Here is a 23,265-nt window from a genome sequence, read left to right on the forward strand (position 1 = left end):
TTCCTGTTTTGTCTCATCGCCTTATGTTAATCAGATGAAATAATGAACATTATTCACAAATATGTACCACGGTATTACTCGCTTCAAGTAATTGGCTGATCGTGTCAGAAGGTGGGGTATCGGTAAATAAATGGCTCAACTCTGATAACGATCCAAGACAAACCATTGCACGGCGATTAAATTTAGAATGATCCGTAGCAAGGATGGTATTACGCGAACTTTCAATAATGGCGCGCTTCACTTGAACTTCGTGGTAATCATAATCTAGCAAGGTACCATCAGCATCAATGGCACTAATGCCTAAAATACCAAAATCTAAGCGAAATTGTTTAATAAAAGCCACTGTCGCTTCACCAATAATCCCGCCATCTTGGCGTAACGATCCGCCTGCCATCGTAATATTAAAACTTTTATTCTGCATCAAAATATAAGCGGCATTGAGGTTATTGGTTACAATGCGTAAATTTTTATGATTTAACAACGCATTTGCTACCGCTTCTGGTGTCGTACCAATATCCATAAATAAAGAAGCACCATTTGGAATAATCTTTGCAACTTCAGCCGCAATTCGTCTTTTTTCTGCTGAAAAAAAATGTTTCCGTTCTACATAATCCGAATTTTCAGAGGTGGATGGCGAAGCTGCGCCTCCGTGATGACGGCTAATTAAATTATTTTCCGCAAGCTCATTTAAATCACGCCGAATGGTTTGTGGACTGACACCTAATAAATTGACCAGATCTTCTGTGCTAAGATAGCCATTTTGTTTCACTAAGGAAATGATTTTTTTATGGCGAAGAGATTGTTTCATTTCTTATTCCTAACTTATGTTGTGTTTATTTTTTAATGCGACTTTTGGGCTAACTAAGCAAGATTTTTAGCCCAGCCAGTATAATGCCTGTAAGAAAACCACTAATATGTGCGCTATTTCCCATCGAAATCCCAATCAATGGGCTAACAAAACCAAAGGCAATACCGACAAGGAGCATAGTAAAAAAGCCTTGCGGTAAATGAAAGAGCGACTGGCGACTCAATTTATCTAATACAAGAACATAACCCAACACCGCATACACGACACCAGATAAGCCAAAAAATGCGGGTCCCGATGCCATATTTTGTGCAAAGCCACTGATAAAGGCGGAAAGCAAATACAATAGAACAAGGGTTGTTGTGCCAAATTTCTGCTCAATTTTCCCTGCAAAAATCCACCACCACACTAAATTAAAGGTGATATGCCAAAGGGAAAGATGCACAAGGCTATGCGTAAAATAGCGCCAAAGTTCTGCTTGTTCCGCATAGCTGTCAGGATAATGTGTTGCTAACAAAATTGGCTGATTAAAACCGAGCAACTGAAAAAGGTAAACGCACAAACAGAGTGCGGTTAAAAAAACGGTGAATTTTTGTTGTTTCCATTGTGAAAATGAAGGTAATTTCCACCGCACTTTATTTTCGTTATCTTGTTCAAGTTTGCCCGTTTCCCAGCTGGCCTGTTGATATTTCTCAGCAAAAGGATGGCGAAGAAATTCATCACGCTCTTGCGCTATTTGGCTTAATTGTGGGCAATCCTCCGCCACATATACAGCAAGCATAATGCCATATTTTGTTTGCTCTTCTTTCACTTCAAGTGGCACTTGATATTTCTGCGCAATATAATCACGAAAGTAAAAGGCAAAATTGCTGATTTCACTACCAAATAAACGTTGCATTTGTTATATTCCTTTCTCCCAAAATATTGAATAAATGATTGCTGAATATGAATAAACAAAAAATGCCTACTGGCTTTAGCCCTTTTACTTGGACGCTTGCCATTTTTTGCCTGCCCATTTTGTTATGGCCTTTGGCGCTACTTATCTCGCCAAATTTATTGAAAAACCCAAGTTTGAGCGATTTACAAATCACGTTGATGTCCATTTTTTTCTGGGTTTACCCGCTCATTTTAGGCATTAGTGCAAGAATACTTTACCTGATTCATCAACGCAATGCACCAAAAGCCAAAGGCTTGCTGTTATTAAGTGCGGTGATTTTTTACGCTATTTTAATCTATATCTGTGTTGTGGGATTCAATGCTTAAATGAGGAAATCGCTCATCGCCTGATTTAAGTTCAGAATAAGATATCTCCGCGATATGCGAAAACAAGTTAATTCACCTTAAAACGGCATTCTATATTCTGCACTGTCTATCTATAAACAAAAATCCAAGTCAATTTTCTACCGCACTTTATCGAAACGATGACTGAATATAAACGAGGCGAACGTTGTTCGCCTACTTGTTATAAAATAATTTCCAGTTTATCGTAAGCACGTTGTACTTTTTGCAACGCTTTCTCGACATTCTCATCACGAGCGAGTAATACCCCCATTCTGCGATGCCCTTGCACTTCACCTTTAGCAAATAAACGAAGATCGGTATTAGGTTCAGCTAGCGCATTTTCTAATCCCGCAAACTGTACATTTTGCGAATGCCCCTCTACCACAATGGCTTTTGAGGCAGCTGGGCTAATTAAATTTATTTGTGGAATTGGAAGCCCTAAAATTGCACGAGCGTGCAAAGCAAATTCTGATAATTCCTGCGAGATAAGGGTAACCATTCCTGTATCGTGTGGACGAGGCGACACTTCGTTGAAAATGACATTATCGCCCGATACAAACATTTCTACACCAAAAATGCCTCGCCCACCTAGTGCAGTCGTGATTTTTTCTGCAATTTGCTGGGCTTTCGCTAATGCTACTTCAGACATTGCTTGAGGTTGCCAAGATTCACGATAATCCCCCTCTTCTTGACGATGCCCAATAGGGGCAAGGAATGCCGTGCCACCGATATGACGAACCGTCAGCAAGGTAATTTCATAATCAAATTTTACGAACCCTTCAACAATCACACGTCCTGCCCCAGCGCGTCCGCCTTGCTGGGCATAATCCCACGCGGTTTGCAACTGTTCAAGGGATTTCACGATACTTTGTCCGTGTCCAGAAGAAGACATAATCGGTTTTACCACACAAGGCACACCAATTTTTTCCACTGCCCGTTGGAAATCCGCAAAATTATCAACAAACTGATAAGGTGATGTTGGCAACCGTAATTCTTCGGCGGCCAAACGGCGAATGCCTTCACGGTTCATCGTTAAGCGAGTGGCTTTCGCCGTAGGAACAACATTAAACCCAGCTTGCTCTAATTCCATCAAGGTTTCCGTCGCAATCGCCTCTACCTCAGGCACAATATAATCTGGCTGTTCTTTTTCCACTAACGCTTTCAATGCTTCACCATCAAGCATTGAAATGGTATAAGCACGATGAGCAACTTGTTGAGCAGGTGCATTTTCATAACGATCAACGGCAATCACTTCAACGCCCAAACGTTGTAACTCAATCACCACTTCTTTGCCTAATTCACCTGAACCTAACATCATCACTTTCGTTGCATTTGCAGTGAGTGCCGTACCTAATGTTGCCATTGCATTTTCCTTCTTTAATTAACGATTATTGTGTTAAAAGACGTTCATCTAATAATAAATCTTCATTTTTATTTACCCCGACACCACATTCAAGGATATGTTGTGCAATTTGATGGGCTTCTGGCAAAGAATGTTCAGTGTAAGTACCACATTGATATTCGTTTAATTCAGGAATATTTTTTTGATCTTGCACTTGTAAAATATCATTCATAGAAGCAAGCCAAGCCTGAGCCACTTGTTGCTCGTTTGGCGTGCCGATCAATGACATATAAAATCCCGTACGGCAACCCATTGGCGAAATATCAATAATTTCGACATTTTCACTGTTCAAGTGATCACGCATAAAGCCAGCAAAAAGATGTTCTAAGGTATGAATACCTTTAGGGGGCAAAATCTCTTTATTTGGAAGACAAAAGCGTAAATCAAAAATCGTAATGTCATCACCCTTTGGGGTTCGCATTGTTTTTGCAACACGTACCGCAGGGGCATTCATTTTCGTATGATCAACTTTAAAACTATCGAGTAATGGCATAAGGTTTCCTTTTCTTGAATTAAAATGTAAATTTTTGTAAAAAAAATTCAATATTCTCTGAACTTTTCTGTTATTATTCGGTCTGACAGTATAGCAACTTGCAGTTGTTTTAATAAATTTGATTCCTTAAGTTATTTTTGCCACTCTTTATGAGTGGCTTTTTCTTGCCTAATTTCTGCAATAACCGAGTTATACACGTCAAGCTAGTATAAGCAAAGTACAAAAAGCGAACAACCCAAATTTATTTTTGTAATTTTTTGTAAATTTTCTTCAAGTTATGTTATTATAGCCTTCCACAAAAAATAGCAACTTGCAGTTGTTTAATAAAAATTGGTTCCTTAGGTTATTTGCCACCTTTCAAGGTGGCTTTTTTTTACTTAAATATGGCTAATGAGCAATAACAACATATAGCGAAATAATTTTCCAATCATTATAAATAATAAGGATTTCAACCAGTTAAACCGCAACCAACCTGCCATCGCACAAAATGCGTCGCCCACAATGGGTAACCAGCTTAATAATAATGTCCAAATGCCATAACGCTGAATTTTGTTTAATGCCCAGCGTTGTTGTCGATTTTTTTGTTCTAGTTTTGGAAGCCCGCGTCCAATCACATACGTGGTCATACCACCTAATGTGTTGCCAAGCACGGCAGCAATAAGCAATTCAACAAGATTAATGGAAAAAATTGTCCCAATAAAAGGTGCGGTCAAAAAAAGGAAAATAATTTCAGAATTGCCGGGTAGCACGGTGGCGCTAAGAAAGGCACTACTAAACATTATCCACAGGCTATTTTGTGATCCCAATAGCCCCTCTCTCAGCCAATCAAGCATAGTCTGCCATATATTTGTGAATGTAATTGAGCCTATCTTGCTCTGTAATTTGGCGTATCACTTTGGCGGGATTGCCTACCACAAGGCTATTGGCGGGAATATCTTTGTTCACCACCGATCCTGCGCCAATCACCACGTTATCGCCAATCGTTACTCCGCCTAAGATAATGGCATTGCCCCCCACCCATACATTATTGCCAATAGAAATCGGCAGTGCGTGTTCCCAATCTTGATTGCGTAACGCCGCATCAAGAGGATGCCCTACCGTATAAAGGCTCACATTTGGTGCTAGCATCACATTATCCCCAATGGTGATCCCCCCATTATCGAGCATTGTACAATTATAATTAGCAAAAAAATTCGCACCCACTTCAATAAAGCAGCCATAATCACAAAAAAATGGGGCATTAATATGAGGTTCATTTTTACATTTCCCTAAAATCTGCTGAATTAACACCGCTCTTTTTTCTGTTTCCGAAGGACAAATTTGTGTATTGTATTGAAAAAGTCGCTTTTTATTTTCAAGACGAAGTTGTGCTAATTCAGGATCATTTGGTTTATGTGCCAAGCCCGCGAGCATTTTTTGTTTATCAGATAACATTTAATTACCCTTAATCAATTGATTGATACGCACATCAAAAACGTCCATTCCCGCAGCCAACCCAGCTTGCACGCCAAGATCCGCATCTTCAAATACCACACAACGTTGTGGATTAACCTTGATCAATTCTGCGCAGCGTAAAAATGTATCGGGTTCAGGTTTGTGATTAACCACATCTTCTGCGGTAACCACCGCATCAAAATAAGAATGTAAATCAAATTTATCAAGCAATAAATTGGTCACATTGCGGTGCGACCCCGTTCCCAACGCTAATGGTTTTTGTCCTGCAAATTTTTTCACCACCTGTGCAGCGGGTAATAATGTGGAATGTTGCATAATTAATTCAATGCCATATTGGCGTTTCAATTGAATCACTTCGTCAAACAATGCCATTGGCATTGCTGCTTCTTTCATCATTTTTTCAGCAATCACTTTTACTGGCGCACCACCAAGGTCATAAATCATCTGCCCATTCAAAGGATAACCCAAGGTTTCCCCTACTTTATCCCAGGCTTTTTTATGACTCGGCATTGTGTCGATAACGGTACCATCCATATCAAAAATGAGCCCATCATAATCAGCCAAAAACGCTAAATCTGTCATTAATCACTCCCTTTTTTAAAATTTTTCGTATTTTGCTACAAATTTGTGATCCCTGCACTGTTTTATTTGAAGAGATTTCGGTAAAGTTAGGCTTAAACAGAATTTATCACAAAAAATTACCGCACTTTCTAACCGAAAAATGATTTCGAGGTGGCAATGAGGCTGCAACAACAATTAACTTTTTTATTACAACGAAAGTTGATCGATGAAGAAATCGTGCAATGGATGCTACATATCCGCGATCATTTGCTCAAGCAATGGCACGTTGATCTCGAAAGCCCACAGGTTTTAATGCTATTCAATCACATTGCAATGGCATTAGGGCGAATAAAACGGGGTTATACTGCAACCCCACTCGCAGCGGATATTTTGGCTGAAATACAAAGTGCGGTTGTTTTTCCACAGATTTTTCAACGCCATTCAGAATTGCTTGCATTACTGCCTATCTCAATTCCTGACAGTGAACAAACGCATTTTATTGCAAATATTTATTCGCTTTCATTAAGCCAACCACAAATTCTAACTAAGACAGTATGAAAATATATTAGGAGAAGTAAATAAAAAAGGTATTAGATAAGATGGCGCACCCGAAAGGATACCATTAGTTAATTAAATCAAATCATTATATAAATATGGTGCAGTTTTGGATCATATTATAAATTATTAATATAACCGCTTAAAATTACAGCAAATAGATCTAATTTTGCGTTTTATTGCGTTGGTTTGCGTTGGAAGATCTGAAAGAAAGGATCTCAATGCCGTTATTATGCAAAAGGCTTGAGCAAGGATCGCAATTTGCGTTGAAATCACTACATTTACTGTGCGGGCGTGGCGAGGATATGACTGCGATTTTTTAGGCGTGGTTTTGTGCTAGAAAATGGGGGAGAATAGGTTTTCGTGCTTGGTGGGATTATGTGGTTTGTTATAATAGCATCGGGCAATATTATTATATTGCAGCAAAAAGAATGGCTATTTTGTGCGGTTGAATCTATTTTTAAGCCTAGGCTTTTATTAAAACTAGGCAATAAAAATCCCGTGCTGTACACGGGAATAGTTGATAAAGTCTTTTGAGTTTATTCAAAAATTATAAGAAATTGCACCGCACTTTATTTGGATTTCACTCGCTTTCTAATAGCTTGTAATCTTCAAAACGAATCACTTCAAACCCTAGCCAATCGTTGATCTCTTTTAGCCGTTCCTGCAATGGAATGATTTCATTCACAAAAAATACTCTTGTGGCTTTTTCCACATCACCGAAACCGCCTGTATTATTTGGGATAATCCCCATTAATTGCGGTGGTACGCGGTGAGCTGCTAGCACATCATCACGACTTGCATTTTTGATATTCATAAATTCATCTTTGGCTACCGCATCAGAAAGAGGGATCACTTGCAGCCCTTCTTTCTTGCCGTTTGGCACATAGATGAATAAATTTTTAAAATTGCCTGTGCCTTTGGTTTGTTTGATTTGATTTTTAATGGCCTCAATATCATCACGGGTTTGCGTTGGGTCAGTCATATAAATAATTGATCCTGCGTGCGCCCCATTCAAATAATATTTACGACGGAACAGAGTGGCACTCTCATTTAAAAACGCCGATTGCAAACTCGCCAGATATTCAGGTGTACCATAAACTTCCTGATTAATATCAGGGTTAAGCAGGCAGAACACCGAATCTTTGGCGAACTCATATTCTTCATAGCCATTCACAATTTGGAAAAATTGCCCATCTTGCACGCCATTGCGCATATATTTTGCTAATGGAGCTTTTAAGCTCACCACCTTACCAAAAGCATTTTTCACTTTTTCGAGATAAGCATAACCAAACACCAAATAATCTTGCACCAGTTTTTCCAATTGCGTGCGGGGTAAAAGTGCGGTGGTTTTACAGGTGGAAAGCAAGATATTCTTTTTCACCGTGATCGCACTTTGATGATGTGGCGACGCATTTAAGGCTTTGGCCAAATAGCTTGGATTAATCGGTGGTAGATAATATTTGTCATACATCAACACCGATTCAAAGTAATTCATAATTTCAGCCCTGTCTAACACCGGGATAGGCTCACCAAAGCTAAATGCTTGGGTTTTGCTATGGCTATTGTTAAGTGCGGTCATTTTTTTGCGAGATTTTTTCATAAGTTATCCTAGTCAAAAGTAAAAATAGTGGATTGTTGGCTGCCAATATCACCACCCGAGCCATAAGGCACATTTAAAATACAGTTCATAATCGCCCAAGAAATATCGCCGTGGCTTGCCTCTTCCGAACGGTCAGAAACGTAGGTAATTTTGCCGGTGCTAGTGGTGCGTTTTTTGATAGTCATAAAACTAGTGAGAATATCCACGCCATCAAATTTCAAACGGCGTTTTTGGATTAAGTTTTGCGTTTTCAGAATCATTTCATTTTTAATATCAGGGTTATAAGTCAGCCCTGTTGCCATAGGGTAAAACTTCAGCACTTCTTGATACACACCTGACCCCATTCCCGTTTTATCAATCACAATGCGGGTAACATTATAATCATCACAAAACTGGGCAATGCGTTTGGCTTGCGCTTCATAATCCATTCCATGGAACGTTTGATGATGTAGCACCCGATAATCCCCCCCTTCCACGCGTGGCGGTGCAACAATCGCCAATGCCGCGCGGTCGCCTGTATAAGCAGGGTCATAACCTAGCCACACTTCGCGATTACCAAATGGGCGATTCCAACCAGGCACAAAATCGTGCCATTCTTCAAGGCTATCCACTTGGCATAACTGCAAGTCCGCAGCCTTGAATGCACTGGTGCTATCATCAGCAAATTGACATAAAAAAAGTTGCTCAAATTCTTCTTTTGAGTTCTCGGCTAACAAATCTTCAATGTTAAAGAGATTACAGCCACCTTCCAACGCATCATAAATAGTAACGATTTGCTTCCACTGGCGATCACCGCACAGCTTGCCTGCTCGCAAGTTTGTGTGGGAAATATCAATGTCCACTTTTTCGCCTTTGGCACGGTTACGGTTAAACGCCTTGCCCGAAAAAAACGCATAGGCAGGGTGGGCAATGGTTGTTGGCGTGGAAAAATAGGTTTGGCGATAGAATTTCTGCGCCGCCATACCCGATGCCACTTTGCGCATCACATCAAATTTCGGCACCCAGAAAATCTCATCGAAGTATAAATTGCCGTGATAAGATTGGGCGGTTGCCGAGTTTGTCCCTAAAAAGATTAATTCTGCACCATTTGGCAATTTAATGGTTTCGCCTTTCAGTTCCACGTCCGCTTTTTGCTTGGCGTAATTCACGATATAAGATCGAAACTGCAAGGCTTGCTTTTTACTGGCAGACAGAAAAATTTGATTATGCCCTGTGGTTAAAGCATCCACTAAGGCTTCGTGGGCGAAGTAATAGGTTGCTCCAATCTGACGGCTTTTTAAAATATTACGGATGCGGTGCTTTTTCGCATCGTGCCAAACGCGCTGATAAGCAAACATTTCTTCCAAAAAGCCATTAATGAGCAATTCTTCTTGTTCTTGGTTAATGGCATTTTGTTCAGGTTTCTTGCGTTCGCTTTTATAACGGTTTTTCAGTTTCGGGTTTAAATCCGTTTCATTGCCTTCGCCAAAGGAATAGCGTTTCACCCTTGCGGCTTTTTCCATTTGACGCATTAAAAAATCCAACTCTTTCAAGTCAGATCCCGTTTTCACCTCTTTCCGCAGTAATAATAAATAGCGTGTTTCAATGCCAAGCTCTACCCGACCGATTGAAGCCATATCATCCCACCTTTCGCGCTCTTTCCAGCTAGAAATAGTCGAAGATGGGATACCCAACTGGCGAGAGATTTCAGCAATTTTATAACCTGCGAAATACATTTCCTTTGCTTGGCGTTTGTTGTCCACGTCTAACGGTGCTAAATCTATTTGCTCTGTTTGCTCTTGTTCGCTCATCACTTTATAAAATCAATTTAGAATGACCGCATAATAGAAACCCCATTGCGTACCGTCTTGCCTTTGTGTGTGTTAATCCGATATTCACATTCGCAACCCATAGACCGAAAAAATAAAACCTTACAGAATGTTGGCAATTTGAACACCACACCGAAAGGACGCACTATGTCGAAAAAATCAAAATGGGTTGTAATTGCCACCGAAGGGGCAACCACAGACGGCCGCGAAATCCAGCGTAACTGGATTGAAGAAATGGCAGAAAGCTATGATCCAAAGAACACTTATGGCGCAAGAATTAATCTTGACCACATCAAATTTAATACCTATTGGAAAGATGTGCCGAACTCACAATGCTTTGGCGATGTGTTAGCACTCAAAGCGGAAGAACGTGAAGATGGTAAATTGCAATTACTCGCCCAATTAAAACCGACTGATGCCTTGATTGAACTCAATCGCGAAGGGCAAAAAGTTTATACCTCCGTGGAAATCGACACCAATTTTGCCGACACAGGCAAAGCCTATTTAGTGGGATTAGCAGTAACAGATAACCCAGCAAGTCTTGGCACAGAAATGTTATCCTTTTCTCATAACGGCTTAAACAGTCGCAAGCTCAAAGCAGATAACCTATTTACCGCAGCCATTGAAACGGCTTTAGCGTTTGAAGAAATCAGCGAAAAACCGAATTTTACGGTATTTGAAAAAATCAAAGCCTTATTTGCCAAAAAAGAAAGCAATGATGAACAACGCTTTACCGATTTGCAAAAAGCCCTTGAGTTACTCGCCGATCAAACCAAAGAAACGCAAGAAAAACTCACCGCACTTGAAAGCGATTTGCAACAAAATCAAGCCCAGCTCACCGAAGTGCAGAATGAAAATCAGCACATTAAAGCACAATTTGCCGAGCTGGAAAGCAAACCTGCTCAACATTACACCGCACGCCCACGCATTGCGGGTGAAGGTAGCCAAACCGATGGAAGATTTTTCTAATTTATTTTGAATAGGAACACACAATGAAAAAATTTACCCAACAAAAATTTGATGCTTATGTTGCAGGTGTTGCTGCAGATAACAATGTTGATATTACTCTTGTATCTAAAGGGGGGCAATACACTGTTGAGCCAACTATTCAGCAAAAATTGGAAAATGCAGTATTAGAAAATTCTGATTTCCTAAAACGCATTAATATTGTTTTGGTTGATGAAATGAAAGGCAGTGCATTACGTTTAGGTGTGTTAAGCCCAGTTGCAAGCCGAACAGATACCAACACAAAAGCTCGAGAAACGACTGATATTCATAGCTTACAAGAAAATGATTATTCTTGTGAAAAAACTAATTTCGATACTCACTTAAATTATGCAACTTTAGATTCTTGGGCTAAATTCCCAGATTTTGCTGCTAGAGTGGGTAAACTTAAAGCTGAACGCATTGCTTTAGATCGAATTATGATTGGTTGGAATGGTACAAGTATTGCAAAAACCACAGATCGTGATGCAAATCCATTACTACAAGATGTCAATAAAGGTTGGTTAGTTCAGATTGAAGAAAAAGCACCTGCCCGAGTGATGACGGAAGTTGAAAAAAGCAGTGGAAAAATTGAAGTTGGAACAGGCAAAGTTTATAAGAATCTTGATGCTTTAGTTTTCTCATTAAAAGAAGACTTTATTCCCCCACAATATCGCGATGATACAAAATTAGTTGCAATTATGGGAAGTGATTTATTAGCAGATAAATATTTTCCGCTCATTAATCAAGAAAAACCTAGTGAACAAGTTGCAGGTGATACTGTGATCAGTCAAAAACGAGTTGGTGGGTTACAAGCAGTTTCAGTGCCTTATTTCCCTAAAGGAACGGTACTAATCACATCTTTAGATAACCTTTCAATTTATGTTCAAGAAGGGAAAGTTCGCCGTAGTATTAAAGATAAGCCAGAGCGTGATCGTGTGGAAGATTATCTTTCATCCAATGAAGCTTATGTTGTTGAAAACTATGAAGCTGTTGCAATGGCAAAAAATATTACCATCGTAGATGCACCAGCTAAAACAGAGTAATCACAATGCGACCAACTAAACGCCATTTTCTTGAAGTTTCCGCCGCTGTTGCCCACGCGGCGGAACAGGAAGATTTAAGCCAATACAGCGAATATGAAAAACTCTGTCGCCTATTGGCTCGTCATAAGAAAAATCTGAAAGAACTGCAATCTAACGAGCGTAAAGCGGCATACAAAAAAGAAATTTTGCCACATTTTTTACCGTGGATTGAAGGGGCATTGTCCGCTGGCACAGGAAAACAAGATAACGTGTTGATGACGTGGTTAGTCTGGGCGATCGACTGCAACGAATATCACCTTGCATTACAAATTGCCCATTATGCCGTGTTCCACGATTTGCGCCTGCCCGAGCCATTCACCCGCACGCTTGGCACATTGCTTGCGGAAGAATTTGCCGATAAAGCCAAAGCTGCAATGGCAATTAATCAGCCTTTTGAAGTGGCTTATTTAGAGCAAGTGCAACAGCTCACTGCCAACCTTGATATGCCCGATGAAAGCCGAGCAAGATTATTGCGCGAATTAGGATTATTGCTTGCCGAAAGCCAACCAGAACAAGCCCTTGCTTATCTGGAAAAAGCACTAAGCCTAAATCAACACATCGGTGTAAAAGGCGACATCAAAAAATTAAGAAAACACCTTGATTTAACCGCTCAAGAACAGGGTGAAACCGAATAATGCCCCGTGTAAATCGCTCGAATGTGTGGCAATTTTTAGGAAAATTTTGCCCATAGTTTTTTTAAACATTTGACCAAAATTGAGCGATTTAACAAGGTTAAATAGAGCCAGATTAAAAAAGAAAGAAAATGAATTTGCCGCGTATTTATTGGATAGTCAAAAACAGAAAAAGTTTTACTCTCCCCTAAGGCAATAAATTCAAGCACAGCAATACAAAACGCACCGAGAAAAGTCAGCACCGCAATACATTTTTCTTTAAACATTGGAAACCTATTATGAACAAACCCTTTTTTGAAAGTTTAACCCTTAAATTGTATTTAGCAAGCACAGCCATTGTGCTTTACGGAATGATATTCCACTAAACCGAGCATATCACGCCACGGCGGGGCGGATTAAAAGTGCGGTCAAAAAAATCATCGAATTTTACCACCGCACTTCATTAATCCCCACCCCGCATTTTTTAAGGATAACATAATGTCAGACGGCTCAATTTCTATCAAACTTGCCCCCGATTACGCAATGCCTGCGGTGCAACGCCAAGTGGAAAAAGTGGGTAGCGAAGACAGCATCAGCAATGATGGCTTTTTCCCCGATTTATCGCTGGCAGATTTCCGCAATCAAGCCCGTGTAGATGGCACAGTAACCACCGCACGGCTGCAAGATGCGGTGATTGAAGCAATGGCAAGTGTCAATCAAGAACTGGCAAGCCTTAAACCACAAGATAGCGACAGCACGTTTTATGATATTGCTTGCCCACAAATCAACGGCGAAAGCCTAATGGTTTACCGCTACCGCCGAGCTGTAACCTGCTTAGCACTGGCTAACCTCTATGAGCGTTACACCAGCTACGACACCACAAACGACGGCGAGAAAAAAGCCGAATTGCTCAATGAAAGCATTGACGAGCTACGCCGTGATGCCCGTTTTGCCATTAGCGATATGCTCAACGTGCGAAGAATAAATGTGGAGCTGATTTAATGAAAGTGTATGCCCAACAAAATGACAACCTTGATGCCATTTTATACCGCTATTTTGGCAATCCTCAAGGTTGGTTAGAAATTACCTGCGAGCTAAATCCACACCTAATGCACTTACCTGTTTTGCCCTTGGGAACAGAGGTGATTTTGCCTGATCCTGACACAGAAAAAATCAGCGTTGCACAAGATAGCGTGCAACTTTGGAGCTAATAATGCACGACACCACAACAAAAGTTTCATACACAGGGGCAGGGGTTACATTCTTTATGGGGCGAATTGCCGATATGTTTAGCAATATTAATTGGGCAGATGCTGCTTCAATCGTGGGGATTGTAATGGGAATTGCCACCTTTGCGATCAACTGGTACTACAAGAAAAAAGATTTTGAACTAAAAAAACAAGAATTAGAAGGACGATCCAATGCAAAGAAAACTCACTAAATGGGCGTGTTCTGTTGCAGCCGTGGTTGCCCTCACCGTGGCATTACACGGCAAAGAAATTCGCACCTCACAAGCAGGCTTATTACTGATTGGCAATGCCGAAGGTTGCCAACAAAAACCCTATCAATGCCCTGCCGATGTCTTAACCGTAGGCATTGGCACAACCAACGCCGTAGAACCGATTAAACGCAACAAGGTTTACAGCTTGCCTGAAATCGCCAGTTTATACGCCAAAGGCATTAAACAAGCGGAAAAATGTGTGATCACCTATGCCAACGGCAATGCAATGCCACAAGGCGCATTTGATGCCTTGGTATCCATCACCTTTAACATTGGTTGCGCTAAGCTCAAAAATAGCACCCTGTTCAAAATGGCGCGCCTTGGGTATAGCAAAGCAATGTGCGACCAATTCCCACGTTGGATTTATGCTAACGGAAAAGTGCTAAAAGGCTTGGTTGATCGCCGTAACAAGGAGCGTGCCAGATGTTTAATTTCTTAACATTGAAAGAAAAAGGGCTGTTATTGATTGGCCCGATCATATTGGTACTAATTATCCTCTTTCAGGGTTGGCAAGCCACACATTGGCACGAACAAGCCATCAAAGAAAGTCAGCTCAAAACCCAATGGCAACAGGCATACCAAGCCCTAAACCAAGATGTTAAAAAATTTACCGAACAACAAAACAAGCTGATTGCCGAGCTAACACGCCAAAAAGCCGAACACAGCCAACAAAACAAGGAGTTACACAATGCACTTAACCAACACCAAAATTGGGCTAATCAGCCTTTGCCTGCTGATGTGCAACGCCTGCTCAACCCAAACCGTGCCACAGCCACGCCCGATACTTTGCCCGCAAAGCAATGAGTGCGGTGGTTTTTCTGCGCAAATTCGCACCAATGGCGAACTGGCGAAAGCCTATGTGCAGACACAACAGCATTTAGCCTTGTGCCTCACCGAAAACCAAGTCTTGAAACGCTGCATCACCGAATTTAATCAACAGGATAAACAATGACAGACAACCTAGACCGCGCGCAACAAATCGAACAAATGCAACGCGAAATCGCACTAAAAAAGCACCGCACTTTTAAAGGCGTGAGTGCCTTATATTGCCAAGATTGCGATGAGCCAATCCCCGAAAAACGCCGACAACTCATTCAAGGCGTTCAGCGGTGTGTGGATTGCCAACAACGTATGGAATTTAATCAAAGAAACGTGAAAAAATGAAAAAACCAAACCAACTGCGCGCCGTCCTTGAAAAAAGCTACCCTGATTTTGTCGCCAATCCTGACCGTTTACAGCTGTTTGTCGATAATGGGCGCATTATTGCCACGGGCGGAAATAGCCTCAGTTTCGAATATCGTTACACCCTTGACATTATCGCCACGGATTTTGCCGATGATCTCGCACGCCTGATTGTGCCAATTGAAGCCTACCTTAAAGCGAACCAGCCAGAACTGTTTGAAAACCCACAACAGCGTGAAGAAGCCTTTAAATTTGAGGTGGATTACAACAATAACAACACCTTAGATGTCGCCTTTAAAATCCAGCTCACAGAACGGGTGGTCGCCAAGAAAACCAGTGAAAACGAACTGAATTTAGAATATGCCCCAGAGCCACAATGTGAAGATAATTCAGCAATGGAGCAATGGCAAGTTTACTTGAAAAAACAGTTGATTTTTGAGGGGAAAACGCTGAATGGCAACAATTGACGAAGTCAACACAAGGCTTAATGCCCTGATTAATAACCTTAAGCCCCAAGCTCGCCGAGTCTTGGCACGCAACATTGGGCAACAGTTACGCAAAAGCCAAGCCAAACGCATACAGACACAGAAAAACCCTGACGGCACAGCCTTTGAACCACGCAAACCACAAAAACAGCTACGCAAAAAGAAAGGCAGAATCAAACGCAAAGCAATGTTTGCCAAACTCCGCACTACAAAACACCTGCGTTTTCGTGCGGAAGCCAACGCAATCAACATCGGTTTTAACGGTGGTTCAGCAGCCATTGCCAACATACACCAACAAGGCTTAAAAGCCCGAGTGCGGAAAGACAGAGATTACAAAGTGCAATATGCCCAGCGCGAATTGCTGGGCTTTAGTGATGAAGATAAGGAATTAATTGAGGGGTTGGTTATTGAGCAGTTAAGTTTTGGAAATTAAATTATTCCAGCTTGCTTTAAATTCAGCTTTTGCTTTTTCGTAGTCTGCTTTTTGTGCATCAGGAACAGGAATAAACCACATTACAACAGCAAAAACAATAATTGGCACCAATATCCAACCTAGCAAATTATCAGAATAAAGCGCAGGGAATAACATTATTAACATAGCAGCAAGAACAAAATACCAAAAACGAACAGCCAAAATGGCAATACTAACAATGGTAAAGCCAATAGCGGCAAGTGTTAGTACCCCCATTGCAAACATTATTCCAATGATAAAGGGAAGGATAATAAGTAAAAATAGAAATTCCATATGCCCTCCTAATTTTCCCTATTATTCAATCTTTATTTTTTTATTGTCAAGTAAAAGTGAGTAGAAAATGAAAAATTTAGAACTCAAAGTCATTTTAAATGCGGTAGATAAGCTCACCTCACCTTTGCGAGGCGTGCAAAAACAGCTTGATAAATTGCAAGATAAAGTAAAGGGTGCAACAGGCGAATTAAACAAGCTTAAACAACCAGCGTAAGTTGCTGGGCTTTAGTGATGAAGACAAGGAATTAATTGAGGGGTTGGTTATTGAGCAGTTGGATTCTGTTTAAATAACGCAAGAATCAATTCAAGCATTATTTCCTCCTAGTATTTATAAAACCATTTTTACCCCAAATTGCTTCAACAAGGGTAGGAATAATAAGTAAAGATAACAACGCTTGCCATAAAGAATCATTAATAAAATGATAATAAATAAATGGTGTCGCAAGCGTTAAAGGTGAACATAACGCGTGAATTTTATCTCGTTTATTGGTTGCTAACTCATACTGATCTTTCACCGAAATAATACCTGTATAGGCAACAGCAAGTGGCACGCCAATCACGAATGCAATAACTAATAATATAGCCAAAAAAGCAATAAAAAATCCAATCATATAACACTCCTTAGTGTGCCTTATTTTTGGATCAAAAAAATCACATTGTCAATAAAAATTGAGGTTGAGAATGAATAAATTACAAATACAAGTGCTATTAAGTGCGGTAGATAAAATGACTGCACCATTACGAACAGTTGAAAGCAAAACAAAAAAACTCTCCCAAGCCCTAAGTGAGAACAAAGAAAAGCTCAAAGCCTTAGAAAAGGTGCAAAATCAAATGGGCAGTTTTGGGCGAATGAAATCTAATATAGAGCAAAGCGCACAAAGCATTCAAAAATATGCGTCAAAAATTGATACGCTAAAAGAAAAACACGAAACCCTGAAACTAACCAGAGATAAGTTAATTGTATCTATCAAAGATCATAAGCGAAAAGTTGATACCTTACTATCAAGACAAAAAGCATTAGCTGCATCAAATCAAGCAAATAGCTCTAAATATGCTGAACTTACTGCACAAATTAACCGTGCTAATTTTTCCATTTACACAATGGAAAATAATTTACAACAAAATAAACGTGCATTAAGTGATAATAAGAAAAGCCTTACTGCAGAAAAAGCCGCACTGAAAGCCAGTCGCCACGAAAAAGCCAAACAGCTTGTGGAATTACGCCGTTTACGCCAAAAACTCAAAGAAAGTGGCATTGATGTAAAACGTTTTGGTACCAATGAAATTATTACTAAAAATAAAATCAGAGAGGCAACAAAAGAGATTGAAAAGCAACAGAAAGCATTGGAACGATTGAATAGAACAAAGCAAAATAATGAACGTTATAAAAAACAGGTTCAATCTTTAAAAAATGGTAGTGATAGATTAGCCAATTTAGGGCAAAAATCAATGGTAACAGGGGCAGCGGGAATAGGATTACTCGCTAAACCAACTGCTGAATTTGCAGCCGCCGAGAAAGCAGCAATCAATTTAAAAGTCGCAATGATGGATAAAGATGGAAAAGTTTCAAAAGATTATGAAAAAATCAACCAACTTGCGACAAATTTAGGTAATAAGTTACCGGGTACTACAGCTGATTTTAAAGAGTTGATGACAATGCTTATCCGTCAAGGTATGAGTACAGAGGCTATTTTAGGTGGAACAGGTGAAGCCGCCGCCTACCTTTCTGTTCAATTAGGAATGGCTCCCGCAGCTGCTGCTGAATTTGCGGCAAAAATGCAAGATGCCACAAGAACAACAGAAGCTAATATGATGGATTTAATGGATATTATTCAAAAAGGTTTCTATGCTGGTGTGGATCCAACAAATATGCTAGGAGCATATAAAAATTTAGGCAGTGCAATGGATCTCATCAAAATGAAAGGCATTGAGGGAGCAAAAGCCTTTGCGCCTTTTGTTGCAATGTTTGATCAGGCAGGAATGGACGGTTCTTCCCAAGGCAATGCGATGCGTAAAGTCTTACAGAAAAGTATGGATACGCAAAAAATCCAAAAAGCATTGAAAGATCTAAAAGATGATAAATTACTGCCTAAAAACTTTAAGCTCAATTTTACAAATGGAAAGGGAGAGTTCGGCGGTTTTGACAATTTATTTAAGCAGTTAGATAAACTAAAAGGACTAAATTCAGAAGCAAGATTAGCGGTAATAAAAGAAATTTTTGGCGATGATGCAGAAGTAAACCAAGTGTTATCTGTCTTAATTGAAAAAGGCAAAGCAGGCTATGAAGAATTTGCAGAAAAAATGGAACGCCAAGCGGCATTACGCAAACGAGTTGATGAACAATTAGCAAGCCTAGCGAATATTTGGGACGCAGCATCAGGAACATTCACGAATTTATTAGTTGAAATTGGCACAACATATGCCCCACAACTTAAAGCTCTTGCAGAACAATTTGGGCAACTTTCAGAACAGTTAATTAACTGGGTAAAAGCAAATCCTGAATTAGTGGGGAGTATTGCAAAATGGATTGCTATTTGTGGGGCGGCAATGGTAGTCATTGGCGGCTTATCAACCGTATTTAGTTACACATTATATCCTATTGCAAGACTAGGGTTATTTTTATGGAAAGTGGTTCCAGCAATAATCAATGTCGCTAAGCTATTAGGGGGGAAGCTGGTATCTGCGATTACGATAGTTGGAAAAAGTTTATTTTTAATGGGTAGATTTTTGCTAGCTAATCCTATTTTTCTTGTGATTGGATTAATCGCGGGAGCAGCCTATTTGATCTATAAAAACTGGGAGCCAATTTCAAACTTTTTCAAAGAAATTTGGGACGATGTAGAACGTATTTTTGACGATGTAAAAAAAAGGTTTACTAATCTGCCAGCTGAATTTTCACAGTTTGGTACGAATATGATTGAGTCATTGAAAAAAGGCATTGAAGATAAATTTAAAGCCGTTACCAATTTCATTAAAGAAAAAATTGATTGGATCAAAGAAAAATTAGGTTTTTCAACAGAAGCAGAAACCAAAATCACCGAAGTTAAAGAAAAAACAGAAAAAGCAATGTCCAAAGCAATGAGCCAAAATAACATAGCGGGGCAGTTGTATATGGCGGGTTCTGGTATAGAACCAGAACAACAAAAAGTACCCAATAAAAATAGTTGGTCAGGCGGCTACGCAGGTAACGGTGGCAAATACCAACCCAAAGGCATTTTTCACGGCGGTGAATATATTATGACCAAAGAAGCCACATCACGCCTTGGCGTGCCATTGCTCAACGCCTTAAACTACGGCAAAAACGCAATGCTTGCCGCAGGGCTTGGTGTAAGTGTTGCTACTGCTCAACCAATTAAGGTGGATAACCGACCACCGCTAACTGCCAAACCACAGGCTACCCAAATGGCAAGCCAACCAATGCAAGTAACCATAAACATCAACGCCCAACAAGGGCAAAGTGCGGTGGATATTGGCAAAGAAGTGGAAAAAGCCTTACAGCGTATAGAACAACAAAAACAAGCACGTGCAAGAAGTGCATATCGAGATAGAGAGTAAGGGTGAAAGGCCTTCTATTTTTCATTTGACATTGTACAGGGTACAAGATACTATCTGTTCATAGGAGATAATATGAATACAGATAAATTTATTACCTTTATCGAAACTCCAATTTTTGAGGAAGATAGAAAAGCCTTACTTTCTGATGAGGAATATCAAGCATTTCAAACTTATATGCTAGATAACTTTCATTTAGGTGATGTAATTCAGCATACTGGTGGCTGTCAAAAAATCAGGTGGAAACTATCAAGTAATAACAAAGGTAAAAGTGGCGGTGTAAGAATTATTTATTATTCACTCACAACCAAGGGGAAGTTATATTTATTGATGATGTATCCAAAGAGTGAGAAAGATAATATGAATGCCGCAGAAAAAGCGATTTTAAAATCAATCGTTGATCAACTAAAAGGAGATTAAAAATGGATAAAAAATTATTTGATCGTCTAGTCAAAAGTGCTGAACAAATGGTTGCGATTGAAAAAGGGGAAATGCAACCCACTCCTAATGCTGTAACCCAATTCCGTATTCCTGATGTGAAAAAAATCCGTGCCAACACCCATTTAAAACAAAATGAATTTGCGGATTTATTAGGCGTTAGCACAGCGTTAGTACAATCTTGGGAAACCGCCCGCCGTGTGCCGAATGGTCCAGCACTAAAATTACTTAATATCCTTGAAAGCCAACCACAAATTTTAGAAACATTAAGAGCGGTTTAATTTCATCAAAAAAGCAAGCCTCGCTTGCTTTTTTGTTATCCCCAAATCCACACCGCAAACCACTACCCAATCTCTAGCAAATCCCCAACAATAGCCCTATTTAATCCATCAATAATAGTGCTATGTCCGCAGAAAATAATCGCAGAATTGAAAACCTGATTCGATATGGCGTGATTGCCGAAGTGGATTGTGCCACCCGCCGCGCACGTGTGCAATCAGGCGAAATCTTAACAGATTGGTTGCCTTGGAGTTCTGTCAATAACTGTACGGAACAAAAAATAGACAATTTAACGTTATTTTTAAATGCTCGTCAAAATGATGTGGAAATCGTGCAAAAAGCACTCAAACCAATCTGTTTACCACTTAATGATCGGCAGTTAGCTTATTTATTGAAAGGAAATTTATTGGTACTAAACCATAAACAATCGGTGAGATTTATTAATAACAAGGTAGAAATTATCCCAAACCAAGAACCCGTGCCGTTTATGGGCGATGCCGGGGAGTGGTTTGTGCAGTGAGGCTAAAAATGAAAAAATTACCCCCAAAAAAAGAAAAAGAAATCATTAGGCTTTTTTGTGATATGCGTTTGTCTTTGGACACAGTTGATGATGTTGGAAGAGAAACTTATGAATTTTTATGTAGTTTGATAGCAGATTATGATGATGTTAATGAAGAATTAAAATTTTCTTGTGGGAGCGATGAAGATATTGATTTTGATTCATTTATTGATTCAGTTGAAGATTCAATACGATGGAATAAATACGCATTAAGCCTTTTAAAAGAATTAAAACAAAAGAAATTACCGTTAAAACAATGCATTGAACTTTATAATGGTGGGGGAAAATAATATGGAAAATATTTCAAACGAACAACTACACCAAGAGCTACAAGCCTTACGAACCTTAGTAGCTAGCACAATGATTGATGAAAAAAGCACCTTAGTTTGGACGGCGCAGGATATTGCGGACTATTTTCAATTTAGCTATGAGCATACTAAAAGAGCGGTGATTGCAGATCCTGATTTCCCCAATGCCATTGAATTGCAAAAACGCACTGGGGGAAAAGCAGCTAATCGTTGGTTAGCTGGTGATGTGATTGCCTTTGCCCGTAAACGTGCGAGAAATCAGCGTTAGTCTAACAAATGTGCTACTTTTTTCATATCGGGGGCATAGTAGGTATTTTGTAGTATGCTTAAATCTCTATGCCCTGATATTTTTGCCAAGGTCATCACATCAACTTTTTCTGCCAATCTTGTTAATGCCTCGCGACGGGTGTCGTGAAAATGCAAATCTTCTAGCATCATTCTATTTTTCAGCTTACGAAATAGGGCATCAAGCAACGATGATGTAAGTTGGAAAACACTTTCACCCTCTTTTATTTTCTCTAATAATTTTAATATTTTGATCGCTTGGGTTGATAATGGGACATCTCTGGGCCAGCCATTTTTAGTTTTGGGTAAATGGGCAATGCGGTCTTCAAAATGGATATGTTCCCACGTTAAATTCACAATTTCCCCTGCACGCATTGCAGTTTCAATAGCAAATAAAATCGCTGCGCCCACCCTTGCTGTGGCAGTGGTAGGCAATTCATAAAAAGAAAACCCCGAGCTGTAAATTAGTGCATCAATTTCATCTTGGCTATAACGTCTTGTGCGAGGCTTAGGCGTTGCAGGTTTCTTTACCCCTTTCAACGGATTATTTTTTAACAATTTCCATTCGGTTATCGCCGTGTTAAAAATATGGCTAATTACTGCCCATTCTCTTAATACCGTCGCTGATGATACGGTTTTCAAGCGTTCATCCCGCCATCGCTGAAAATCTTCTTCTTTTAGCTCTTTGAGGGATTTTTTTGATATGGGCAATTCTAAAAAGCGATATAACAAGAGTGTTTCTTTTCTTGCACTGCGTTTTTTTAATGTAACTTCTCGCAAATAACGTTCAACCACATCGCTAAAAGGGATATCGACAATTTCACTGTATGAGCCTGTTTCAATTTCGATTTCTGTTCTATTCGCCCAAGCGACAGCTTCCGCTTTTGTGCGGAATGACTTTGATTTAACAACGCCTTTTTTCCTAACTTGCGCTCGCCAAGTCGCATTTCTTTTTGTAAATGTTGCCATAAAATCTTAAATATTTGGTTTGGTGCAATAATTGGTGCAGTGATGGTGCATTTTTGGTGCAAATAAATGTTACAACAGATCAAATCTGATCACAATCAAGCCAAAAATAGAACGGGGAAAATTAAGAAAAACTAGAAAAATACGTTATTTTTCAAGCAAATATCATATTAGATCAAGAAAAAATAGATTTTTATATTAAGATGAATTTAGTAGAATGGCGCACCCGAAAGGATTCGAACCTTTGACCGCTCGGTTCGTAGCCGAGTACTCTATCCAGCTGAGCTACGGGTGCGTATTTGAGTTATACTAACCAACCATT

Annotated in this window: 33 protein-coding genes, 1 tRNA gene and 1 pseudogene; 21 read left to right on the forward strand and 14 right to left on the reverse strand. The window is 39.8% G+C overall.

Going from position 1 to position 23,265, the window contains the following annotated elements; genetic code table 11:
• Positions 1 to 49: 49 nt before the first annotated feature.
• Together L5B90_RS10315 and L5B90_RS10320 are read right to left on the reverse strand one after the other, a co-directional pair.
• Positions 50 to 808, reverse strand: coding sequence for a DeoR/GlpR family transcriptional regulator (locus tag L5B90_RS10315; RefSeq protein ID WP_250351496.1), 759 nt, complete (start codon positions 806 to 808; stop codon positions 50 to 52).
• A 49-nt stretch (positions 809 to 857) separates the two neighbouring features.
• A complete protein-coding gene (locus L5B90_RS10320; RefSeq protein ID WP_250363656.1) occupies positions 858 to 1,703 on the reverse strand; it encodes a rhomboid family intramembrane serine protease in 846 nt (281 codons plus the stop codon).
• Positions 1,704 to 1,750: 47 nt separating this feature from the next.
• Here L5B90_RS10320 and L5B90_RS10325 point away from each other — a divergent pair, with 47 nt between their 5' ends.
• Positions 1,751 to 2,068, forward strand: a complete 318-nt coding sequence (locus L5B90_RS10325; protein ID WP_250363657.1) for a DUF5389 domain-containing protein — start codon at positions 1,751 to 1,753, stop codon at positions 2,066 to 2,068.
• 199 nt (positions 2,069 to 2,267) lie between these two features.
• On the opposite strand, the gene purT is transcribed toward L5B90_RS10325, so the two are convergent.
• The 5 genes from purT to L5B90_RS10350 all read right to left on the reverse strand — a co-directional run bounded on the left by purT (position 2,268) and on the right by L5B90_RS10350 (position 6,018).
• Entirely contained in the window at positions 2,268 to 3,449 is a 1,182-nt protein-coding gene (purT, locus tag L5B90_RS10330; RefSeq protein WP_265762886.1) for a formate-dependent phosphoribosylglycinamide formyltransferase, read from the reverse strand.
• A gap of 25 nt (positions 3,450 to 3,474) precedes the next feature.
• The gene (luxS, locus tag L5B90_RS10335; protein ID WP_265762887.1) at positions 3,475 to 3,981 is read right to left on the reverse strand and encodes an S-ribosylhomocysteine lyase; all 507 of its coding nucleotides are present in this window, start codon (positions 3,979 to 3,981) and stop codon (positions 3,475 to 3,477) included.
• A gap of 377 nt (positions 3,982 to 4,358) precedes the next feature.
• A complete protein-coding gene (locus L5B90_RS10340; protein WP_265762889.1) occupies positions 4,359 to 4,814 on the reverse strand; it encodes a YqaA family protein in 456 nt (151 codons plus the stop codon).
• On the reverse strand, positions 4,807 to 5,415 hold the full coding sequence (locus tag L5B90_RS10345; RefSeq protein ID WP_265762890.1) for a sugar O-acetyltransferase: 609 nt from the start codon (positions 5,413 to 5,415) through the stop codon (positions 4,807 to 4,809). The genes L5B90_RS10340 and L5B90_RS10345 overlap by 8 nt, the downstream gene beginning before the upstream one ends.
• The gene (locus tag L5B90_RS10350) at positions 5,416 to 6,018 is read right to left on the reverse strand and encodes a beta-phosphoglucomutase family hydrolase (protein ID WP_265762891.1); all 603 of its coding nucleotides are present in this window, start codon (positions 6,016 to 6,018) and stop codon (positions 5,416 to 5,418) included.
• Between the two features lie 156 nt (positions 6,019 to 6,174).
• On the opposite strand from L5B90_RS10350, the gene L5B90_RS10355 reads away from it, so the two are divergent.
• Positions 6,175 to 6,555, forward strand: coding sequence for a PRD domain-containing protein (locus tag L5B90_RS10355; RefSeq protein ID WP_265762892.1), 381 nt, complete (start codon positions 6,175 to 6,177; stop codon positions 6,553 to 6,555).
• Positions 6,556 to 7,135: 580 nt separating this feature from the next.
• Here L5B90_RS10355 and L5B90_RS10360 read toward each other — a convergent pair.
• Complete coding sequence (locus L5B90_RS10360; protein ID WP_265762893.1) at positions 7,136 to 8,155, reverse strand: phage portal protein; 1,020 nt, start codon at positions 8,153 to 8,155, stop codon at positions 7,136 to 7,138.
• 8 nt (positions 8,156 to 8,163) lie between these two features.
• Entirely contained in the window at positions 8,164 to 9,945 is a 1,782-nt protein-coding gene (locus L5B90_RS10365; RefSeq protein WP_265762894.1) for a terminase large subunit domain-containing protein, read from the reverse strand.
• Between the two features lie 165 nt (positions 9,946 to 10,110).
• On the opposite strand from L5B90_RS10365, the gene L5B90_RS10370 reads away from it, so the two are divergent.
• The 3 genes from L5B90_RS10370 to gpM are packed head-to-tail and all read left to right on the forward strand — an operon-like array spanning position 10,111 to position 12,667.
• A complete protein-coding gene (locus tag L5B90_RS10370) occupies positions 10,111 to 10,932 on the forward strand; it encodes a GPO family capsid scaffolding protein (RefSeq protein WP_265762895.1) in 822 nt (273 codons plus the stop codon).
• 23 nt (positions 10,933 to 10,955) lie between these two features.
• Positions 10,956 to 11,993: a phage major capsid protein, P2 family gene (locus L5B90_RS10375; protein ID WP_265762896.1), complete on the forward strand. Its 1,038-nt coding sequence runs from the start codon at positions 10,956 to 10,958 to the stop codon at positions 11,991 to 11,993.
• 5 nt (positions 11,994 to 11,998) lie between these two features.
• Positions 11,999 to 12,667 carry a phage terminase small subunit gene (gpM, locus tag L5B90_RS10380; RefSeq protein ID WP_265762897.1) on the forward strand — a complete coding sequence of 223 codons (669 nt, stop codon included), beginning with the start codon at positions 11,999 to 12,001 and terminating at the stop codon, positions 12,665 to 12,667.
• Between the two features lie 35 nt (positions 12,668 to 12,702).
• On the opposite strand, the gene L5B90_RS10385 is transcribed toward gpM, so the two are convergent.
• Complete coding sequence (locus L5B90_RS10385; protein ID WP_265762898.1) at positions 12,703 to 12,930, reverse strand: hypothetical protein; 228 nt, start codon at positions 12,928 to 12,930, stop codon at positions 12,703 to 12,705.
• Positions 12,931 to 13,141: 211 nt separating this feature from the next.
• Here L5B90_RS10385 and L5B90_RS10390 point away from each other — a divergent pair, with 211 nt between their 5' ends.
• The 9 genes from L5B90_RS10390 to L5B90_RS10430 are packed head-to-tail and all read left to right on the forward strand — an operon-like array spanning position 13,142 to position 16,244.
• Positions 13,142 to 13,645 carry a head completion/stabilization protein gene (locus L5B90_RS10390; RefSeq protein WP_265762899.1) on the forward strand — a complete coding sequence of 168 codons (504 nt, stop codon included), beginning with the start codon at positions 13,142 to 13,144 and terminating at the stop codon, positions 13,643 to 13,645.
• Positions 13,645 to 13,854, forward strand: a complete 210-nt coding sequence (locus tag L5B90_RS10395) for a tail protein X (protein ID WP_265762901.1) — start codon at positions 13,645 to 13,647, stop codon at positions 13,852 to 13,854. Before L5B90_RS10390 ends, L5B90_RS10395 begins: the two co-directional genes overlap by 1 nt.
• Before the next feature lie 2 nt (positions 13,855 to 13,856).
• Entirely contained in the window at positions 13,857 to 14,084 is a 228-nt protein-coding gene (locus tag L5B90_RS10400) for a phage holin (RefSeq protein WP_265762902.1), read from the forward strand.
• Complete coding sequence (locus L5B90_RS10405) at positions 14,065 to 14,583, forward strand: lysozyme (RefSeq protein WP_265762903.1); 519 nt, start codon at positions 14,065 to 14,067, stop codon at positions 14,581 to 14,583. Before L5B90_RS10400 ends, L5B90_RS10405 begins: the two co-directional genes overlap by 20 nt.
• Positions 14,568 to 14,948, forward strand: a complete 381-nt coding sequence (locus L5B90_RS10410; RefSeq protein ID WP_265762904.1) for a chemotaxis protein — start codon at positions 14,568 to 14,570, stop codon at positions 14,946 to 14,948. The genes L5B90_RS10405 and L5B90_RS10410 overlap by 16 nt, the downstream gene beginning before the upstream one ends.
• A complete protein-coding gene (lysC, locus tag L5B90_RS10415) occupies positions 14,881 to 15,096 on the forward strand; it encodes an Rz1-like lysis system protein LysC (protein WP_265762905.1) in 216 nt (71 codons plus the stop codon). The genes L5B90_RS10410 and lysC overlap by 68 nt, the downstream gene beginning before the upstream one ends.
• Positions 15,093 to 15,308, forward strand: coding sequence for a TraR/DksA family transcriptional regulator (locus L5B90_RS10420; RefSeq protein ID WP_265762906.1), 216 nt, complete (start codon positions 15,093 to 15,095; stop codon positions 15,306 to 15,308). The genes lysC and L5B90_RS10420 overlap by 4 nt, the downstream gene beginning before the upstream one ends.
• Positions 15,305 to 15,793, forward strand: a complete 489-nt coding sequence (locus L5B90_RS10425) for a phage tail protein (RefSeq protein WP_265762907.1) — start codon at positions 15,305 to 15,307, stop codon at positions 15,791 to 15,793. The genes L5B90_RS10420 and L5B90_RS10425 overlap by 4 nt, the downstream gene beginning before the upstream one ends.
• A complete protein-coding gene (locus L5B90_RS10430; protein WP_265762908.1) occupies positions 15,780 to 16,244 on the forward strand; it encodes a phage virion morphogenesis protein in 465 nt (154 codons plus the stop codon). Before L5B90_RS10425 ends, L5B90_RS10430 begins: the two co-directional genes overlap by 14 nt.
• On the opposite strand, the gene L5B90_RS10435 is transcribed toward L5B90_RS10430, so the two are convergent.
• Positions 16,227 to 16,556, reverse strand: coding sequence for a hypothetical protein (locus tag L5B90_RS10435; protein ID WP_265762909.1), 330 nt, complete (start codon positions 16,554 to 16,556; stop codon positions 16,227 to 16,229). The two genes, L5B90_RS10430 and L5B90_RS10435, sit on opposite strands and share 18 nt — an antisense overlap.
• 67 nt (positions 16,557 to 16,623) lie before the next feature.
• Between L5B90_RS10435 and L5B90_RS10440 the strand changes: the two genes are divergently transcribed.
• Positions 16,624 to 16,770 carry a hypothetical protein gene (locus L5B90_RS10440; protein ID WP_265762910.1) on the forward strand — a complete coding sequence of 49 codons (147 nt, stop codon included), beginning with the start codon at positions 16,624 to 16,626 and terminating at the stop codon, positions 16,768 to 16,770.
• Between the two features lie 97 nt (positions 16,771 to 16,867).
• Here L5B90_RS10440 and L5B90_RS10445 read toward each other — a convergent pair whose 3' ends face one another.
• The gene (locus L5B90_RS10445; RefSeq protein WP_250363679.1) at positions 16,868 to 17,167 is read right to left on the reverse strand and encodes a hypothetical protein; all 300 of its coding nucleotides are present in this window, start codon (positions 17,165 to 17,167) and stop codon (positions 16,868 to 16,870) included.
• Positions 17,168 to 17,237: 70 nt separating this feature from the next.
• Between L5B90_RS10445 and L5B90_RS10450 the strand changes: the two genes are divergently transcribed.
• From L5B90_RS10450 to L5B90_RS10475, 6 genes and pseudogenes are all read left to right on the forward strand, one after another.
• Positions 17,238 to 20,111, forward strand: a complete 2,874-nt coding sequence (locus L5B90_RS10450) for a phage tail tape measure protein (RefSeq protein WP_265762911.1) — start codon at positions 17,238 to 17,240, stop codon at positions 20,109 to 20,111.
• A gap of 72 nt (positions 20,112 to 20,183) precedes the next feature.
• The gene (locus tag L5B90_RS10455) at positions 20,184 to 20,528 is read left to right on the forward strand and encodes a type II toxin-antitoxin system RelE/ParE family toxin (protein ID WP_250363681.1); all 345 of its coding nucleotides are present in this window, start codon (positions 20,184 to 20,186) and stop codon (positions 20,526 to 20,528) included.
• A gap of 2 nt (positions 20,529 to 20,530) precedes the next feature.
• Positions 20,531 to 20,827: a NadS family protein gene (nadS, locus tag L5B90_RS10460; protein WP_250363682.1), complete on the forward strand. Its 297-nt coding sequence runs from the start codon at positions 20,531 to 20,533 to the stop codon at positions 20,825 to 20,827.
• Between the two features lie 122 nt (positions 20,828 to 20,949).
• Positions 20,950 to 21,075: pseudogene (locus L5B90_RS11615) on the forward strand (phage baseplate assembly protein V); the annotation flags it as partial.
• A gap of 278 nt (positions 21,076 to 21,353) precedes the next feature.
• Positions 21,354 to 21,674 carry a hypothetical protein gene (locus L5B90_RS10470; protein ID WP_250363683.1) on the forward strand — a complete coding sequence of 107 codons (321 nt, stop codon included), beginning with the start codon at positions 21,354 to 21,356 and terminating at the stop codon, positions 21,672 to 21,674.
• A 1-nt stretch (position 21,675) separates the two neighbouring features.
• Entirely contained in the window at positions 21,676 to 21,960 is a 285-nt protein-coding gene (locus L5B90_RS10475; protein ID WP_265762912.1) for a hypothetical protein, read from the forward strand.
• On the opposite strand, the gene L5B90_RS10480 is transcribed toward L5B90_RS10475, so the two are convergent.
• Positions 21,957 to 22,946, reverse strand: coding sequence for a tyrosine-type recombinase/integrase (locus tag L5B90_RS10480; protein ID WP_265762913.1), 990 nt, complete (start codon positions 22,944 to 22,946; stop codon positions 21,957 to 21,959). The two genes, L5B90_RS10475 and L5B90_RS10480, sit on opposite strands and share 4 nt — an antisense overlap.
• Positions 22,947 to 23,161: 215 nt before the next feature.
• Positions 23,162 to 23,238, reverse strand: a tRNA-Arg gene (locus tag L5B90_RS10485).
• Positions 23,239 to 23,265 lie beyond the last annotated feature (27 nt).

Origin of the sequence: Avibacterium sp. 20-129, from assembly GCF_026226845.1 — a bacterium.
GTDB lineage: Bacteria > Pseudomonadota > Gammaproteobacteria > Enterobacterales > Pasteurellaceae > Avibacterium.

Coding starts and splice junctions, on each gene's coding strand:
- L5B90_RS10440 (WP_265762910.1), top strand. CDS start 16,624: ATGAAAAATTTAGAACTCAAAGTCATTTTAAATGCGGTAGATAAGCTC.
- L5B90_RS10455 (WP_250363681.1), top strand. CDS start 20,184: ATGAATACAGATAAATTTATTACCTTTATCGAAACTCCAATTTTTGAG.
- L5B90_RS10420 (WP_265762906.1), top strand. CDS start 15,093: ATGACAGACAACCTAGACCGCGCGCAACAAATCGAACAAATGCAACGC.
- L5B90_RS10375 (WP_265762896.1), top strand. CDS start 10,956: ATGAAAAAATTTACCCAACAAAAATTTGATGCTTATGTTGCAGGTGTT.
- L5B90_RS10395 (WP_265762901.1), top strand. CDS start 13,645: ATGAAAGTGTATGCCCAACAAAATGACAACCTTGATGCCATTTTATAC.
- L5B90_RS10430 (WP_265762908.1), top strand. CDS start 15,780: ATGGCAACAATTGACGAAGTCAACACAAGGCTTAATGCCCTGATTAAT.
- L5B90_RS10435 (WP_265762909.1), bottom strand. CDS start 16,556: ATGGAATTTCTATTTTTACTTATTATCCTTCCCTTTATCATTGGAATA.
- L5B90_RS10360 (WP_265762893.1), bottom strand. CDS start 8,155: ATGAAAAAATCTCGCAAAAAAATGACCGCACTTAACAATAGCCATAGC.
- L5B90_RS10340 (WP_265762889.1), bottom strand. CDS start 4,814: ATGCTTGATTGGCTGAGAGAGGGGCTATTGGGATCACAAAATAGCCTG.
- nadS (WP_250363682.1), top strand. CDS start 20,531: ATGGATAAAAAATTATTTGATCGTCTAGTCAAAAGTGCTGAACAAATG.
- L5B90_RS10370 (WP_265762895.1), top strand. CDS start 10,111: ATGTCGAAAAAATCAAAATGGGTTGTAATTGCCACCGAAGGGGCAACC.
- L5B90_RS10345 (WP_265762890.1), bottom strand. CDS start 5,415: ATGTTATCTGATAAACAAAAAATGCTCGCGGGCTTGGCACATAAACCA.
- luxS (WP_265762887.1), bottom strand. CDS start 3,981: ATGCCATTACTCGATAGTTTTAAAGTTGATCATACGAAAATGAATGCC.
- L5B90_RS10470 (WP_250363683.1), top strand. CDS start 21,354: ATGAAAAAATTACCCCCAAAAAAAGAAAAAGAAATCATTAGGCTTTTT.
- gpM (WP_265762897.1), top strand. CDS start 11,999: ATGCGACCAACTAAACGCCATTTTCTTGAAGTTTCCGCCGCTGTTGCC.
- L5B90_RS10450 (WP_265762911.1), top strand. CDS start 17,238: ATGAATAAATTACAAATACAAGTGCTATTAAGTGCGGTAGATAAAATG.
- L5B90_RS10320 (WP_250363656.1), bottom strand. CDS start 1,703: ATGCAACGTTTATTTGGTAGTGAAATCAGCAATTTTGCCTTTTACTTT.
- L5B90_RS10475 (WP_265762912.1), top strand. CDS start 21,676: ATGGAAAATATTTCAAACGAACAACTACACCAAGAGCTACAAGCCTTA.
- L5B90_RS10325 (WP_250363657.1), top strand. CDS start 1,751: ATGAATAAACAAAAAATGCCTACTGGCTTTAGCCCTTTTACTTGGACG.
- L5B90_RS10365 (WP_265762894.1), bottom strand. CDS start 9,945: ATGAGCGAACAAGAGCAAACAGAGCAAATAGATTTAGCACCGTTAGAC.
- L5B90_RS10400 (WP_265762902.1), top strand. CDS start 13,857: ATGCACGACACCACAACAAAAGTTTCATACACAGGGGCAGGGGTTACA.
- L5B90_RS10445 (WP_250363679.1), bottom strand. CDS start 17,167: ATGATTGGATTTTTTATTGCTTTTTTGGCTATATTATTAGTTATTGCA.
- L5B90_RS10425 (WP_265762907.1), top strand. CDS start 15,305: ATGAAAAAACCAAACCAACTGCGCGCCGTCCTTGAAAAAAGCTACCCT.
- L5B90_RS10405 (WP_265762903.1), top strand. CDS start 14,065: ATGCAAAGAAAACTCACTAAATGGGCGTGTTCTGTTGCAGCCGTGGTT.
- L5B90_RS10355 (WP_265762892.1), top strand. CDS start 6,175: ATGAGGCTGCAACAACAATTAACTTTTTTATTACAACGAAAGTTGATC.
- L5B90_RS10385 (WP_265762898.1), bottom strand. CDS start 12,930: ATGTTTAAAGAAAAATGTATTGCGGTGCTGACTTTTCTCGGTGCGTTT.
- purT (WP_265762886.1), bottom strand. CDS start 3,449: ATGGCAACATTAGGTACGGCACTCACTGCAAATGCAACGAAAGTGATG.
- lysC (WP_265762905.1), top strand. CDS start 14,881: ATGTGCAACGCCTGCTCAACCCAAACCGTGCCACAGCCACGCCCGATA.
- L5B90_RS10350 (WP_265762891.1), bottom strand. CDS start 6,018: ATGACAGATTTAGCGTTTTTGGCTGATTATGATGGGCTCATTTTTGAT.
- L5B90_RS10480 (WP_265762913.1), bottom strand. CDS start 22,946: ATGGCAACATTTACAAAAAGAAATGCGACTTGGCGAGCGCAAGTTAGG.
- L5B90_RS10410 (WP_265762904.1), top strand. CDS start 14,568: ATGTTTAATTTCTTAACATTGAAAGAAAAAGGGCTGTTATTGATTGGC.
- L5B90_RS10315 (WP_250351496.1), bottom strand. CDS start 808: ATGAAACAATCTCTTCGCCATAAAAAAATCATTTCCTTAGTGAAACAA.
- L5B90_RS10390 (WP_265762899.1), top strand. CDS start 13,142: ATGTCAGACGGCTCAATTTCTATCAAACTTGCCCCCGATTACGCAATG.